We start from the raw sequence: 14,184 nt of genomic DNA on the forward strand, positions 1-14,184 counted from the left end.
GTTTGTCGTATGGACACTCTCCACCTTCTGGCTTCCGTGTCCGGCGTCAGGGTGCCGGTCTTCGTGGTCGCCGGCTCGCATCCGGCGGACGGCGTGTCGGTGGCCGAGTCGTCTTCGGTCCGCGAGGGCGAGCTGCTGATGATGGTGCCCCGGTGACGGCAATCCCCGACGACGCACGGGTCGCTGTTATCGGCGCAGGGTTCGGTGGACTGTGCATGGCGGTCGCCCTGCGCGAGGCGGGCTGCACGTCGTTCGTGGTCTTCGAGAAGGCCGGCGAGGTGGGCGGGATCTGGCGTGACAACACCTACCCGGGCTGCGGCTGCGACGTGCCCTCCCACTTGTACTCGTTCTCGTTCGAGAAGTACCGCAGCCGGAACGTGCGGTTCCCGGGGCAGCCGCAGATCCTCGACTACCTGCGCGGTGTGGCGGACAAGTACGGGTTGCGCGGGCACCTGCGCACGAGCACCGAGATCGTGGCGGCCGAGTACGCCGAGGAGACCGCCTCGTGGACGCTTACGACCGCCGCCGGTGAGCGGATGGTCTTCGACGTCGTCATCTCCGCGGTCGGCCAGTTGCACCGGCCGCACGTCCCGGTCATCGCCGGGCAGGAGAGCTTTGCCGGCCGTGCCTTCCACACGACCGGGTGGGACCACGGGCTGGAGCTCACCGGCAAGGACGTCGCGGTGATCGGCACGGGCTCCAGCGCGGCACAATTGCTGCCCGTCGTGGCGGAGCGAGCCAGACATGTCGACGTCTACCAGCGGACCCCGAACTGGGTGATCCCGAAGCCGAAGGCGGAGTTCGGCAGGGTCACCCGCTGGGCACTGGGCCGCGTTCCTGCCCTGCACGACGTCGTCCGAGCCGGCACCTATCTCGCGGCGGACCTGGCGCTGTCGCCGGTCATCAGCCGGGGATGGTCGTTCCGCCCCGCGCGGTGGGCGGCGCTCGCGCATCTGCGGCGCCAGGTGCCACAGGCCGAGCTCCGCCGCCGGCTGGTGCCGGACTACCCGATCGGATGCAAGCGGATCGTCATCGACAACGGTTTCTACCCGTCGTTGACCCGGTCCAACGTCGACCTGGTGACCGACGGCATCGAGCGGATCACGCCGAGCGGGCTGCGCACCGGCACGGGTGAGCAGCGGCGCGCGGACGTGATCGTCTATGCCACCGGCTTCCGGGCGACCGAGTTCCTCGTACCCATGAAGGTCGTGGGCCGCGGCGGACGTAGCCTGGGCGACCAGTGGTCGCACGGGGCGGACGCCTACTACGGCATGGCTGTGCCCGGCTTCCCGAACTTTTTCCTGGTGCACGGGCCGAACACCATCCTGGGCCACAACTCCAACGTCTTCATGATCGAATGCCAGGTCAGGTACATCATGAAGTGCTTGAGCCTGCTGCCCGGCGCGGTCGAGGTGACCGAGGCGGCGATGGCCGGCTACGGCCGCTGGCTGGCCCGCCGGATGCGCCGGACTGTCTGGTCGGCGGGGTGCTTGAGCTGGTACAAGACCCCTACTGGCCGGGTCACCAACCCATGGCCCGCCGCCACTATGCGTTACTGGTGGCTGACCTCGCGCAACCCGCGCCCGGCGTTCACCCGAACGGGCATCAGGTGACCTGCATCTTCAGGCGTCCCGGCTGGCGAGGAACCCGTGACCGATCGATCATGAGTCGACCGCTCCACGGGCTGACCGGCTCGGCGGGTGTTCTAAGGTTCCGTCCGGGGGGCGATGGCGACCAGCAGCTCGAACTGCGACGCACCCGGCACGCTGGTGGCTTGGAACTCCTCGATCACCTCGAGCAGGGCGTCGCGGAACCGGCCGGCGCGCTCCGGTGACATCGCGGAGGCGGAATAGCTGACCACCACTCGTTTGTCGTCCGGCGCCTCCCGGTGCATCACGGCGCTGCCGGACCGGAGTCCGGACAGGACGTTGGCGCGTGCTCCGTCGAACATGGTCGTGACGAGGGTTCCCATGTCGTCGTCGGGGTCGGGATGGTCGGCGCCGCGCTGGAACCGGATGCTCTCCTGAGAGGCTGCGTAGTGCTTCTCGATGATGCCGTTGATCACGGCGGTGTCACGCACGTGGAGCAGGTCGCGTTGTTCCAGCAGGCCCAGGTGATAGTAGATCTTCTTGATCGGCATCTGGATGGCGGCGGCGAGTTCCTTGGCCGTCCACGTGCGCGCCTGGTCGATCATCATGATCTCGAGGATGTTGAGGCGCGCCGGGTCGGCGAGGGCCTTGAGCGTCTCGACATCCTGGACGATTCGGGCGGAGATCATGGGCAAATTCCTCTGCGGGACGGGCAGCTGCTCAGCAAGATCCTAAACCTGAACGTCGTACTCGACCTTGACAGCCGAATTTATTGAGATGCTTGACTTTGTTGAAGCGTCTGGCAAGCTTTGGACATCTCGATCACGCTACCAAGAGGTGACCCGTGCTTTTCGAGTCCTGGTTGGTACTTCACGCGGCTGATCTGGTTCAGCAGGCCGCTTCTCACATCGCGATCACCGTCCACACCGTCCACACCGAGGCGGGTCTCCTGCTGGACGAGATCACTCAGCGACCCACCGATCTCCTGCAGGGGCCCGGTGGCACCAACGGGGGCTGCCAGGAGTCCTGATCTCTTCCCGGCCGATGCGACCCAGTCGATACGCCCTGGTCAGCGCGACCGTCTTCCGTCACCCCTCCGGGCGGGTCGTGCGTCCCGTCCTTCATACCCGGACCGCCCGGGTGTTCCTCGCGGATCTCGGCACGGCCGCCCGGCTCGAGGCGGCGACCGGGACGGAGGGGGAGAGCGGAGCGGAAGGGGAGCGTCGGCTCGCCGCGGCCGGTCTGCTCGTCGAGGCGGAGCGGGACGAGGCCGCCGAGGTGCTGGCGGCGGGCCGCGACGACGCCCGGGATCGGCGGGTCCGCGAGTTCGTCCTGATGCCGACCGCCTACTGCAACATGGGGTGCGGCTACTGCGGTCAGCGGCACGAGCGGCTCGCCGCCGGCGCGGCCCACAGGTCCGCGGTGGCGAGGCGGGTCGAGCGGGCCACAACCTCCGGCCGGTACGACACGGTGGCGGTGCGATGGTTCGGCGGTGAGCCGCTGATGGGCTACGCGGTGCTGCGGGATCTGTCCACCTGCTTCGTGGCCGCGACCGAGGCGGCCGGGGTCGGCTACACGGCGAAGCTGATCACCAACGGCACGTTGCTCGACGCGCGCAAGTTGCGGGTGCTGCATCGGCAGTGCCGGATCGATCGGATCGAGGTCACCCTGGACGGCCCGGCCGAAGTGCACGACGCCGCCCGGCCGCTCAAGCGCGGTGGCGGTTCGTTCCGGCGCATCGTCGAGGTGCTCGGGAGCGCGCTGGACGATCCCGAGCTCGGTGGTCTGCGGTTCACGGTGCGTACGAACGTGGGACGACACAACGCCACACTGGCGGAGGAGTTCGCCGCGACGCTGGCGACGGCCGGTCTCGCGCACGACCGCGTCCTCTGCTATCCGGCGCCGATCCACTCGTGGGGCAACCAGATCGACGACGTTGCCGTGACCGGCGAGGCGATGGCCGCCGTCGAGCTGGAGTGGTTTCTCGCGTACCGACGGCACGGGCTGCGCTTTCCGCTGCTGCCCTCCGGCCCGCGTACGGTCGTGTGCGCGGCGACGACGCGGCACAGCGAGGTGATCGCGCCCGACGGGCGGGTCTACGGCTGCACCGAGCAACCGCTGGTCCCGGGGGCCGGCGACGATCATCTCGGGCACGTGTCCGGGATGGACGCGGCTGCGCCCCGGCCGACCGGCGCCTACGACGATTGGTACGACGCGGTGAACGCGGGCGAGACGCCGTGCCGTACGTGCGCGATCCTTCCCCTGTGCGGTGGCGCCTGCCCGAAACTGTGGCGCGAAGGTAAGTCGCCCTGTCCTCCACTGCGCGACAATGTTCTGCAGCGGCTCGACCTGTACGCCTTGGACGCCGGGTACCTGCCGATCGTCGGTTCATGAGCGCCGGACCCGAGTGTCCGCTCGTACCAGGAGAGCGCGCAACAGGTTCGGCAGCCGCAGGGTGGTGACCGGTTCGCCGTGTGTGGCCTGGAGCAGGCCGCGCCCGACGAACAGATCGAGAGCGTCCACGACCTGATCCAGCGGGCGGCGCAGGACGGCGGCCGCGCCGGCGACCGTCCACGTGCCGTCGTCCTGGGCGAGCCGCCGCAGGATCGTCTGGCCCTGGGTGTCGAGCTGCCGGACCGTGGCGCCGATCAGGCCGCCGATCGTCGCGGACGGCTCGCCCGGGCGAGCGGGGACGGTCAGGTCGAGGAGGTCGGGCACGGGCATGTCGAGCAGGTGGTCGAGCCCGAGCACCCGCCCGCGTGCCGCCACGGTCTCCAGGGCCAGCGGCAGCCCGTCGAGCCGGCGGCACATCTCCGCCACGGCGCTCGCGTTGGCGGCGCTGAGCGCGAAGCCGGGCCGTACGTCGGTGAACCGGTCGGCGAACAGCCGGACCGCGGGCGTGTCGCGAGGGTCGCCGGCGTCGGGTGTGGCCAGAGGGGACAGCACCGTCGCCTGTATGCCCGGCACGTGCCAGGGTGCCCGGGACGTGCTGAGCACGTGCAACGCCGGGTAGCGGGCCAGGAGGCCGGCGGCCAGCACGGCGAGGGGTTCGGTGGTCATGCTGTCGAGCACGAGGAGGGCGGGCTGGTGGATGACGGAGTCGAGCGAGCCGGACATGTCGAAGGCGGGAGCGTCGGGGCCGACCCACAGCACCGGCCACTGGGCTTCCTCGCCGAGCCGGGCCGCGACCTCGGCGGCGACCCGGGTCTTGCCCACACCGGGCAGTCCGGACAGGCAGATCATGCGCCGCGCGCCGGACCGCAGCGCCGTGACGATCACCCGTACTTCGTCGTCGCGTCCGAGGAGAGCGTCGACCGGCTGGGGAGCGGTCGCGCCGCATCGGTCGCATGGACTGCTGCGCCGGCTCAGGCTGGCCTGGACGAACTGCTCGCGGGCCGTGCCGCGCAGACGCAGGCCGTCGGCGAGCAGGTGAATGGTCTGCGTCCGGGCGTTCGCCCGGCCCGCCTCGAGATCGCGGATCGTCCTCGGGCTGACCGTGGAGAGGTCGGCAAGAGTGCGCTGGGTGAGCCCGCTCCGGACGCGGTGGTGCCGCAGAAGGTCGGGAAAGGAGGTGCTGGCGGGCGGTAAGCCAGGGGGTTCGAGAAGGGAAGGTTCTCCGGCGAGCGGCATCGGCATGGTGCCTTCCTCCGGCCACGTGAGCGATCCTCAAGAAATGCGACATCCAAATTATCTTGGATGATGGGTGCGGGGGTCAAGACTCCGGGGCGGCCCGCTCGAGCAGATCCAAGGAGACCCCGAGCAGTGCCACCGCGAGCGGATCGGTCGAGTCCATGGCCGCGTAGTCGGACAGCCGCTCCACCAGGCTGCCGATCGGCGGCACCACCCGATTGACCTGCCGCCGTCTCAGCAGGGCCAGGCCCAGCGCGGCTTGGACGGCGAGCAGGTCCAGCATCTCCAGGTCATCGAGGTCGCGACCGCTCCCGTCGGTGCCGGTGGCGCCCCGGTCCAACACCTCGAGCACGCCGATGCACTCGCCGTCCACCAGCAGTGGCGCCGCCATGATGCTGGACGGCAGGAAGCCGGTGGACGCGGCCGCGTCCCGGGCGAACCGATCGGTCCGGGACACGTCGTCGGCGATCAGCGTCTGGCAGCTCGAGGCCACCCAGCCCGCGATGCCGGTGCCGGCCGGGAAGCGCATGCCGACAAGGCCCTGCTGACCCGTGCCGGCGACCGCCGCGAAGGTCAGCTCCCCGGTGTCCCGGTCGACCATGAACACCGACGAGGCAGCCGCGGCGTACACATGCCGGGCCACACCCACCACGGACTGGAGCAGGCGGCGTTCGGTGATCCCGTCAATACTGTCGTTCGACACGGACTTCATCGTCTTCCCCCTGGGTCGAGACGTTCGCGGCGCAGTGGTAGAGAACGGACTTGAGCTGAAAAGGCGTCAGCCACGGGTGTTTGCTCAGCGCGAGCGCGGCTATCCCGGCGATGTGCGGCGCCGCGAAGCTGTTGCCGCTGTTGCGCATTGTTCCTCCGCCCGGGGTCGCCACCGGCACCCGGACACCGCGCGCACAGAACTCCACCGGCGGTGCCGGGTTGTAGTAGAACCGCATCGGATCCGGTTCGGCGTGGCTGGCTACCGAGATCACCGAGGCGAAGTTCCACGGGAAGCTCTCGATCGGCAGGTTGTGCGCTGCCACCACCAGCGTGCAACGGCGGAAATAGGCTCGGTCGCACAGTTCGGAAAGCCGGCCGCGATACTCCGGCCGGGCCGTCGACAGACTCATGTTGATCACATCGAAGCCCTCTTCGACGGCGTGGTGCAGGCCGGCGAGCAGCGCCGCCGCGGAGCCGGAACGCCCACCGGCGAGCACCTTCATCGAGCTCAGCGACACCCTGGGCGCGAGCTGCCGGATGATGCCGGCGCAGGCGGTGCCGTGGCCCGCGTCGTCCCCCGGTTCGCACGGGCGCACCCGCGGCACCCGGCCCTCCTGGGTGACCACCTCCCAGGCCTGGTCGATCGGGCCGACCAGCGGATGCTCGCCCACACCGCTGTCCAGCACGCAGACGCGCACACCGGACCCGTCCGCGTCGTCCAGTGCCCAAGCCGGGCCCACCCCGCCGAAGAGGTTGGACCGCAGCGCGTGCGTCAGATCGTCGGCGGCCGGCATGCCCCAGGCGGGCAGGCCCGGCACGTGGCGCGGGCGTGGCCGCCGCCACGGCACATCGGTCAGATCCATGCCCGTACCGCCTCCATCGGCCGGGTCGCGCCGATCACGGCGTAGCTGTCGGTCGCCGCCGCGGCGAGGCGCCCGGCCTGCGTGGCGTCACCCCGTTTCCGGTACGCCCGGGCGAGATCGAACAGCACGTCGCCGCGCAGCCCAGGATCGTCCGTGACGGCCAGCAACTGCTCGACTCCCTCCGGAGGCGCAGCGCCCGTACGCGCCGCGACGGACAGGCTGAGGAGCCGCCCGCGAAAGTCCATCTCGGACATCCGGCCGAGCAGCGCCGCCAGTTCCCCGTCCCGCACCGGGTGCTCCCGGACCGCCTGGACCCGCAGGGTGAGCGCGACCGGCGTGTGGCCCGCCCGGTCCAAGGCATCAGCGGCGCGCCGGTACAGCCGTGCCGCGCGCAGGTGCGTGCCGTCGAGCGCCGCCGCCAGCCCGGCCACCTGATCGATCAGCACACGGCCCATGTGCAGGCGCAGCTCCGCGACGGCCACCTCCGCCTCAGCGAGCGCGGCGCGGGCACCCGGGCCGTCGCCGAGCAGAGCCAGGCACCGTGCCCGGGCGGCGAGAACGGGCACGAGCAGCACCCGGTCCCCGGCGAACCGCGCGGCCAGCTCGGCGCAGGACACCAGCTGGTCGGCGAGCCGGGTCGGCGCCCACTGCCGGATCTCGCAGAGCGCCACCAGGAGACGGTCCTGCTCGTACGAGTCGTCCATCGCCCGAGCCTCGGCCAGCCCGGAAAGGCAGGCGTGTTCCGCCGCGCCGAACCGGCCCTGCTCGAGGTGGACGAGCATCCGCACCTGGGCGAGACGCGTCCGGGCAAGCGGACCCTGCGTCTCGTCCGGCCCCCTCTCCGTGTGCGTTCGGCCGAGCGAGTCCGGCCCGTTGTCCGTGTGCGTTCGGCCGAGCGAGTCCGGCCTGTTCCCGAGGCGTACGTCGAGCAGCCGCAGCTGCGCGGTGCAGGCATCGCGTACTCCCGGATCGGCGGTGTCACGGGCAACCGCTGCGACCACCTCCATCGCCCGCCGGGTGTCGCCCATGAGCAGCAAGGTGTCGCTGAGCCGGATGGCCGCGACCGCCCGGTCGGGGCCGTCGGCCGCGTGCCGCACCGCCCGGTCGAGCAGGCCGGTCGCGGTGGGCAGGTCACGTTGCCGCAGCACCGCCGTGCCCTCGCGGAGCAGCGATCCGGCCGCCGCCGCGGCGAGCTCGCCCATGCCGGGATCGTCCGGCCGGATCGCGGCGAGCAGCCTCAGCGCGGCCTCGAGGTGTAAGGCGGGACTGACGCCCCGTTCCGCGAGTTCCCGGTGCCAGGCCAGACGCTGGCTCTTCTCCAAGCGCCCGTACGCGACCTCGTGCATCGGCTGCTGCACGAAGACGTACCGCCCCGCGCCGTCCGGCCGGATCACCTGCCGGGTGACGAGGTCGTCGAGTACCGCTGCCGGTGCCGGCACCCCCAGCAGTCCCAGCCCCGTCTCGTCGAAGACCGAGCCGATCACCGACGCCGGCCCGAGCAGGTCACGTGCCGGCCCGGGCAGCCGGTCGAGCAGGGCGCCCACCACGGCGGTGACGGTCGGCGGCACGGTGCCCGCGGCCAGGTCACCGGCCGACTCCACAAGGAGGCGGAGCAGCAGCGGGTTGCCGGCGCTCTGCACGATCGCCCGGTCCAGGTCCGCGAGGTCGTGCGCCTGCACCTCCGCCGAGATCCCGGTCAGCATGCCGGCCAGCCTCTGGCAGTCGTCCGGAGTCAGCGCGCCGACGTCGAGCGTCTCACCTGCGAGCAGCCACGCCGTGCCGCTGTCGACGGCTGGGCCGCCGGGCCGGTTGTTCCCGGGCCGGCCGGTGGAGACGGCCAGCAGTTCGGGGCGTCCCGCGCAGATGGTGAGCAGGGGGCGGTCGGCCAGTGCCGCGACCGTGTCGCCGAGGAGTCCGAGCAGCGACGGACCGGCCCATTCCAGGTTGTCCCACACCACCACCAGCGGCCGCTCGGTGGCGGCGGCGAGCAGTTCCCGCGCGAGCCGAGCCACCTCCTCCACCCCGGCGCCCGGCCCGGCCGTGTCCCGGCCGCCGCGGAGGCCGTCGAGCACCGCGGTCATCCGCCGGTCCGCATCGAGCAGAGCGCGTGCCGCCCCGGACGTCCTGGCCACGGCCTCCAGCACGTCGGCCAGCGCCGCGTGATCGCCGTCCGGTCCGCGTGGCGGGCAGACGCCGGCCACCACGGTCACCGCCCCCAGGCCGGCGAGAGCCTCCCGGACCAGCCGGGACTTGCCGATGCCCGGAGGTCCGAGCACCACGAGGGCCCGTGCCCGCCCGTCGCGGACGACCTGCCGGTACGCATCCTGAATCCGTCCGCGCTCGTCATCGCGGTCCACCATCGGCCCGTCCTGAGCCGCCGGCGTGCTGTCCGGCACCGGCCCGGACACCAGGAACGCCGGCACCGGCGCGGCCTTGCCCTTCAGCGACAGCGGCGCGACCGGGTTCAGCCGGACGTATCCCCGGACCAGCCGGGACATGGTCTCGTTCACCACGATCTCCCCGGCTGCCGCCGCGGACTGGAGCCGCGCCGCCAGATTGACCACGTCGCCGACCACTCGCATCCCGGCCCGCGGGGACCGCGTCACCAGGGCCTCCCCGGCCGCCAGGCCACAGTGGATCCGCGGCGGCCCCGTCGTGCCGGGCGTGACCAGGCCGGCCACGCCCGCCCGGATCCGGGCTGCGGCCCGTAACGCCCGCAGCGCGTCGTCCTCGTCCGCACGCGTCGCGCCGAACACCGCCATGACCGCGTCGCCGATGAACTTCTCGACCACGCCACCGTGCTGGCCGACCGTCACCGAGCAGATGTCGTAGTACTGCTCCAGCATCAGTTGCAGCGGCTCCGGGTCGACCTGTTCGGCGAGCCGGGTCCAGCCGACCAGGTCGAGAAACAGGACCACCACCAATCTGCGGCTCACCGTCGGCCGGCCCTCAGAGCATCTTCATGTCGTGGGCCACCACGTCGTCCTCGGCGTCGCGCAGCCGTTCCTGCACGGTCACGAGGACGTCCGTCTCCTTCTCGCTGAGCCCGGCCAGCACCGCTCGCTGCGGTTCACTGAGCTGGTCGACCGGTATGCCCGCGGCGCGCAACGTGGACAGTGAATCGTGCATGTCACTCATCTGCCATTCCGGGATAGTGGTACGGCGGAGGCCAGATGCCGGCGGGCAGCAGGCGGTGTACGTAGCAGTAGGCCACCAGTTCCGTCCGGTTGCGGCAGCCGAACCGGACGAGCAGGGCGCTGATCCCCTCACCGACCGTGTGCCGGCTCAACTGCAGCTGGCGGGCGGCGCGGTCGGTGGTGTGGCCGCGGGCCAGCATGGCCAGCAGCTGACGGTCCCGGTCGGAGAGCTGGTCAAGTGTCGGCGCGCTCATCGGCATGATCTCCCGTCGACGTCGTTCTGGCGAACAACTCCCGCACCATCACGGCGGCCGGAAGCGAGACGCCGTGCCATCGGGCGCGGCGTTCGAACCAGAGCCAGTCGCCGTCCGGGTTGGCCTCCAGGAACACCACCTCCGACGTCCGGGTGACGAGCAGATCGAACGCCGCGTACCGCAGGCCCCACCCGGAAGCCAGGCGCCGCACGACGGACGCCGCTGCGGGCGGGCACACCACCGGGGTGACCTCGACGCCGGCCGGGTCGGTCCACATCGCCGCGGGATCGTGCTTGGCGACCCGGAAGGCGCACAGCGTCCCGTCCAGGTGGTAGACGCGCAGCTCGTGGTCGTGCTCGATGTACTCCTGTACCACGACCGGCCGGCCCGGGGTGGCGGCTGCCACCTTCTCGGTGATCACCGGGAGGTACGGGGCCCAGCAGCGGGGATCCGGTTCGGTGAGGCGGAAGTCCGGGTGCTTCACGACCGTCCGCGGCGAGCCCGGCAGGCCGTCCGCCGGGCCGGTGGTGACCAGCGTGCGCGGTACGCGTACGCCGAGTCGCCGCGCCTGCGCCAGGTGCGGGTGGTGTCCGCGAGCCGGGCCGGGCAGCGCGGCGTCCGCGGCCGCGGTGAGCGCCGTGACCAGCCCGGACCAGGCGTCGGCGCCGGTGGCCGTGAGTGAGGCCCTAGCAACCAGCGTGCCCGGCGCGCAGTGCCGGGTCCAGACCACCGCCGGCCGGACCCGGCCGCCATCCACCGACAGCACCCCGGCCTCGGCGTCCCAGCAGACCGCGCTCCCCGCCAGCTCGGCCGGCCCGAGGAGAACCACCGGGATGTTCCAGGCGTCGGTGAGCGCATCACGGACCGCGCGGAATTCGTCGGCGCCGGCGCCGTCCACCAGCACCACGGCGCGACGCGCATCGCATTCCGAAATGGCCATAGCCGAATGCTAATTACCCGGACGCGGCCGCGATGGCAGATAAGAGGCAGCTTCGCGGCAGTTCCGTCGCACCACAGTGGAGTTCCCGTACGTTCCTCCCAAAGGTCGCGGAGAACGAGAAAGGAGGGATCGTGCCGGATGAAGTGGTGAGTGCGACAGCGTTGACCAAACGCTATCGCGGCAAGGCGACGCCGGCCGTGGACGGCGTCTCGTTCGGGATCGCCGAGGGAGAGACGGCAGGACTGCTCGGGCCCAACGGCGCGGGCAAGACCACCCTGATCAAGTTGATCTGCGGGGTGACACCGCCGAGTGACGGCAGCATCCGGGTGTTCGGCCGCGACCCCGCCCGCGAGCCGGTGCCCACCAAGCAGGACATCGGCGCCATGCATCAGACCGGACCGTACGACCAGATGCTGTCCGGTCTGGACAACTTGCGGATCGCGGCGAGGTTCCGGGGTCTGTCGTGGCGGGAGACCGAGCCCTGGGCGGCCGAGGTGGCCGATTATCTGGGGCTCACCGAGGCCCTGCCGCGCCTGGTCTTCCAGCTTTCCGGCGGCCAGCGGCAGCGCCTGCAGCTGGTCCGGGCATTGCTCACCATCCCGAGGCTGCTGGTGCTGGACGAGCCGTCGGCCGGCCTGGACGTGGCCGGCCGCCACCAGGTGGAGCGCTTCGTGCACTGGCTGCGCGGTGAGCACGGTGTGACCGTGCTGTGGACCAGCCATCACATCGACGAGATCGAACGCAACTGTCAGCGGGTGCTGGTGATCAGCAAGGGCCGGTTGCTGCGGTTCGCCGAGCCGCGTGCGCTGGTCCGGGAGTACGGCGGCGGCCGCCTCGTGGTGACCGGCGCCGACCAGGTGGCGGCGAAGGCCGTCGCCGCGTGGGCCGAAGCGGCCGGGCTCCGGGCCACGGTGGACGACACCGAGGTCGGCATCGACGGCGCCATCGGCAAGGACGTGATACCCGCCGTCGTCCGGCACTGCGCGGAGGCCGGAGTGACACTGACCGGCTTCGGCACGGTCGCCGACTCGCTGGAGAACGTGTTCCTGCGGATGACCGAGAAGGGCTGACCGTGTCCGAACTGTCTTTCACACATGCCGCGCCGGCCGCGCCGCGCCGGGCCGCAGACCTGTCCGCGGTGTTCTACCGCGAGTACGCCCTGCTGGCCCGCAACCGCGTCAACCTGATCTTCGGTCTCACCCCGACGCTGGTCTACCTGCTGCTGGTGAACACGTCGCTGGGCAACGTGGTCGGTGCCATCGAGTACCGCGGGGTGACTCTGCCGTTCGAGGTGTTCCTGCTGCCGATGGTGCTGGCGATGTCGGTGGTCAGCGCCTCCGGCACGGCCGGGATGGCGCTGTTCCAGGAGGAGATGAGCGGGGTGTCCACGCAGTTGTGGTCGTGGCCGCTACGCCGTTCCCGGTTCCTGCTCGGCAAGATCCTGGCCGGCGTGGCTCTGGTGTTCGCGCAGAGCATGCTCGCGCTGGTGGTGGCCGCGGTGCTGTTCCACTTCCCGTTTCCGGCCTCGCACTGGGCGGCGCTGCTGATCGCGCTGCTGCTGGCGGCGGTCGCGTTCAACGGGCTGTACCTGGCCGCGGCCGTCCTGATCCGCGACTACCGCACCTTCAGTGTGCTCAGCAGCGTGTCGACGCTGGTGCTGGTGTTCGCCGCGCCGTCCTTGTCGCCGGCCGAGCAGCTGCCCGTCGTGCTGCGCTGGATCTCGGTGGTCAATCCGGTGACGTACGCGATCGAGGGCATGCGCGACGCCATCGTGCTCGGCTTCGGCTCCGCCTGGCCCGACATGCTGATCCTGGTGGCGATGGCGGTGGTGGCCAATGTGGTGGCCGGCCGGGCGCTGCTGCGGCGTGCGGGGGATCTGTGATGCGCGCCGCCGTGCGTACCGAAAACGCCCTGGCCTGGCTCGCCACCGGCCCGGACCGAGAATCGGTCCTTTTGCCCGGCACCCGCCGGGCCTGCCCACCCGCCGCCACGGTCGCGATGGCGGAACGTGCCGCCGCGGCGGTGGGTGTCACCCGGGTCGCGGACATCACCCGGCTGGACACCATCGGCATCCCCACCTATCAGGCGATCCGTCCCCTGTCGACCACGCTCGCGGTCTCCCAGGGCAAAGGAGTGACCGCGGAACTGGCACGTGTCTCGGCGATCCTCGAGGCGGTCGAGATCTGGCACGTCGAGCAGCCGCTGCCACCGTGGCTGACCGCGCCGCCCCGGGAGGTGGCCGACCGGCTCGGCTACGACGTCACCGCGCTGCCCCTCTCGTCGCCGAGCCTGCTGCACGACGGCCTGCCGATCGGGTGGACGGGCGCGGTGTCGCTGGCCGACGGCGCCGAGACACTGGTGCCGGTCGAGGTGGTCCGGCTGTCACTGGAGCAGCGCACCGGGTGGCGCCCGCCCGCGTTCCTGGCCTCGACCAACGGTCTGGCCAGTGGCAACACGCGAGTCGAGGCGGTGCTGCACGGCCTGTACGAGGTGATCGAGCGGGATGCCACGACGGCCACGATCACCGGAGCGGCGTCGGGCGTCCGGGTGGACCCGGGGACGCTCGGCTCGCCCGTGGCCGATGATCTGTGCGAGCGGATCACCCGCGCCGGGGTCGTCGTCGAGGTCACGCTGCTGTCGTCGCCGACCGGCCTGCCCTGCTTCCTGGCCTGGCTGGCCTGCGATGACTACCCGGCCGCGATGTACGGCTTCGGCTGCCACCTCGATCCCGAGATCGCGTTGACCCGTGCGCTCACCGAGGCCGCACAGACCCGGCTCAGCTACATCGCCGGCGCCCGCGACGACCTGCGCGACGACATCGACGGCGGCGGCACCGCTCGCCGCAGGGAAGCCGCCGGCCCGGCCGCGGATCTGTCCGGCCTGCTCCCGCCGCCGATCGGGCACACCAGCCTGCTGGACGACCTGGCCGAGGTGGTGCGGCGTGCCACCGACGCGTTCGGACACCCGCCGCTGGTCGCCGACCTGACCCGCTCGCCGATCGGCGTGCCCGTGGTCAAGGTCGTGGCGCCCGGCAGCCGGATCACCCCGGAGGTGCTGTGA

General features: G+C 71.4%; 15 protein-coding genes. 7 read left to right on the plus strand and 8 right to left on the minus strand.

What is annotated here, in order from left to right; translation table 11 throughout:
- The first annotated feature begins 9 nt into the window (after positions 1–9).
- Together QSK31_RS06455 and QSK31_RS06460 are read left to right on the plus strand one after the other, a co-directional pair.
- A complete protein-coding gene (locus tag QSK31_RS06455) occupies positions 10–156 on the plus strand; it encodes a hypothetical protein (protein ID WP_285681905.1) in 147 nt (48 codons plus the stop codon).
- Positions 153–1,613 (plus strand): flavin-containing monooxygenase, encoded by a 1,461-nt coding sequence (locus tag QSK31_RS06460; RefSeq protein ID WP_285681906.1) that lies wholly within the window; start codon positions 153–155, stop codon positions 1,611–1,613. Before QSK31_RS06455 ends, QSK31_RS06460 begins: the two co-directional genes overlap by 4 nt.
- Before the next feature lie 92 nt (positions 1,614–1,705).
- Here QSK31_RS06460 and QSK31_RS06465 read toward each other — a convergent pair whose 3' ends face one another.
- Positions 1,706–2,278, minus strand: a complete 573-nt coding sequence (locus QSK31_RS06465; protein ID WP_285681907.1) for a winged helix-turn-helix domain-containing protein — start codon at positions 2,276–2,278, stop codon at positions 1,706–1,708.
- A 155-nt stretch (positions 2,279–2,433) separates the two neighbouring features.
- On the opposite strand from QSK31_RS06465, the gene QSK31_RS06470 reads away from it, so the two are divergent.
- On the plus strand, positions 2,434–2,619 hold the full coding sequence (locus QSK31_RS06470; RefSeq protein ID WP_285681909.1) for a hypothetical protein: 186 nt from the start codon (positions 2,434–2,436) through the stop codon (positions 2,617–2,619).
- A 14-nt stretch (positions 2,620–2,633) separates the two neighbouring features.
- Entirely contained in the window at positions 2,634–3,983 is a 1,350-nt protein-coding gene (locus tag QSK31_RS06475) for a radical SAM/SPASM domain-containing protein (RefSeq protein WP_285681910.1), read from the plus strand.
- On the opposite strand, the gene QSK31_RS06480 is transcribed toward QSK31_RS06475, so the two are convergent.
- The 7 genes from QSK31_RS06480 to QSK31_RS06510 form a co-directional block, all read right to left on the minus strand.
- Entirely contained in the window at positions 3,978–5,225 is a 1,248-nt protein-coding gene (locus QSK31_RS06480; RefSeq protein ID WP_285681911.1) for a helix-turn-helix domain-containing protein, read from the minus strand. The genes QSK31_RS06475 and QSK31_RS06480 overlap by 6 nt on opposite strands.
- A gap of 76 nt (positions 5,226–5,301) precedes the next feature.
- On the minus strand, positions 5,302–5,922 hold the full coding sequence (locus QSK31_RS06485; RefSeq protein WP_285681913.1) for a GAF domain-containing protein: 621 nt from the start codon (positions 5,920–5,922) through the stop codon (positions 5,302–5,304).
- The gene (locus QSK31_RS06490) at positions 5,903–6,724 is read right to left on the minus strand and encodes a S8 family serine peptidase (protein ID WP_285681914.1); all 822 of its coding nucleotides are present in this window, start codon (positions 6,722–6,724) and stop codon (positions 5,903–5,905) included. The genes QSK31_RS06485 and QSK31_RS06490 overlap by 20 nt, the downstream gene beginning before the upstream one ends.
- A 59-nt stretch (positions 6,725–6,783) precedes the next feature.
- Positions 6,784–9,729 carry an AAA family ATPase gene (locus QSK31_RS06495; protein ID WP_285681916.1) on the minus strand — a complete coding sequence of 982 codons (2,946 nt, stop codon included), beginning with the start codon at positions 9,727–9,729 and terminating at the stop codon, positions 6,784–6,786.
- Between the two features lie 13 nt (positions 9,730–9,742).
- Complete coding sequence (locus QSK31_RS06500; protein ID WP_285681917.1) at positions 9,743–9,922, minus strand: aroma-sacti cluster domain-containing protein; 180 nt, start codon at positions 9,920–9,922, stop codon at positions 9,743–9,745.
- Position 9,923: 1 nt separating this feature from the next.
- Positions 9,924–10,184, minus strand: coding sequence for a response regulator transcription factor (locus tag QSK31_RS06505; RefSeq protein ID WP_285681918.1), 261 nt, complete (start codon positions 10,182–10,184; stop codon positions 9,924–9,926).
- Entirely contained in the window at positions 10,165–11,124 is a 960-nt protein-coding gene (locus QSK31_RS06510) for an MvdC/MvdD family ATP grasp protein (RefSeq protein ID WP_285681920.1), read from the minus strand. The genes QSK31_RS06505 and QSK31_RS06510 overlap by 20 nt, the downstream gene beginning before the upstream one ends.
- A gap of 131 nt (positions 11,125–11,255) precedes the next feature.
- Between QSK31_RS06510 and QSK31_RS06515 the strand changes: the two genes are divergently transcribed.
- Genes QSK31_RS06515 through QSK31_RS06525 form a run of 3 tightly spaced genes read left to right on the plus strand, consistent with a single transcriptional unit; the run spans position 11,256 to position 14,184 of the window.
- The gene (locus QSK31_RS06515; protein ID WP_285681922.1) at positions 11,256–12,194 is read left to right on the plus strand and encodes an ABC transporter ATP-binding protein; all 939 of its coding nucleotides are present in this window, start codon (positions 11,256–11,258) and stop codon (positions 12,192–12,194) included.
- Positions 12,195–12,196: 2 nt separating this feature from the next.
- Positions 12,197–13,006, plus strand: coding sequence for an ABC transporter permease (locus tag QSK31_RS06520; RefSeq protein WP_285681923.1), 810 nt, complete (start codon positions 12,197–12,199; stop codon positions 13,004–13,006).
- Positions 13,006–14,184 carry a YcaO-like family protein gene (locus QSK31_RS06525; protein ID WP_285681924.1) on the plus strand — a complete coding sequence of 393 codons (1,179 nt, stop codon included), beginning with the start codon at positions 13,006–13,008 and terminating at the stop codon, positions 14,182–14,184. Before QSK31_RS06520 ends, QSK31_RS06525 begins: the two co-directional genes overlap by 1 nt.

The sequence above is a fragment of the Actinoplanes sp. NBRC 103695 genome, from assembly GCF_030269485.1.
GTDB lineage: Bacteria > Actinomycetota > Actinomycetes > Mycobacteriales > Micromonosporaceae > Actinoplanes.

What these genes read in the sequence shown, in the direction of transcription:
- QSK31_RS06475 (WP_285681910.1), top strand. Translation starts at nt 2,634, where the DNA reads ATGCGACCCAGTCGATACGCCCTGGTCAGCGCGACCGTCTTCCGTCAC.
- QSK31_RS06480 (WP_285681911.1), bottom strand. Translation starts at nt 5,225, where the DNA reads ATGCCGATGCCGCTCGCCGGAGAACCTTCCCTTCTCGAACCCCCTGGC.
- QSK31_RS06455 (WP_285681905.1), top strand. Translation starts at nt 10, where the DNA reads ATGGACACTCTCCACCTTCTGGCTTCCGTGTCCGGCGTCAGGGTGCCG.
- QSK31_RS06490 (WP_285681914.1), bottom strand. Translation starts at nt 6,724, where the DNA reads ATGCCGGCCGCCGACGATCTGACGCACGCGCTGCGGTCCAACCTCTTC.
- QSK31_RS06525 (WP_285681924.1), top strand. Translation starts at nt 13,006, where the DNA reads ATGCGCGCCGCCGTGCGTACCGAAAACGCCCTGGCCTGGCTCGCCACC.
- QSK31_RS06500 (WP_285681917.1), bottom strand. Translation starts at nt 9,922, where the DNA reads ATGCACGATTCACTGTCCACGTTGCGCGCCGCGGGCATACCGGTCGAC.
- QSK31_RS06505 (WP_285681918.1), bottom strand. Translation starts at nt 10,184, where the DNA reads ATGAGCGCGCCGACACTTGACCAGCTCTCCGACCGGGACCGTCAGCTG.
- QSK31_RS06465 (WP_285681907.1), bottom strand. Translation starts at nt 2,278, where the DNA reads ATGATCTCCGCCCGAATCGTCCAGGATGTCGAGACGCTCAAGGCCCTC.
- QSK31_RS06510 (WP_285681920.1), bottom strand. Translation starts at nt 11,124, where the DNA reads ATGGCCATTTCGGAATGCGATGCGCGTCGCGCCGTGGTGCTGGTGGAC.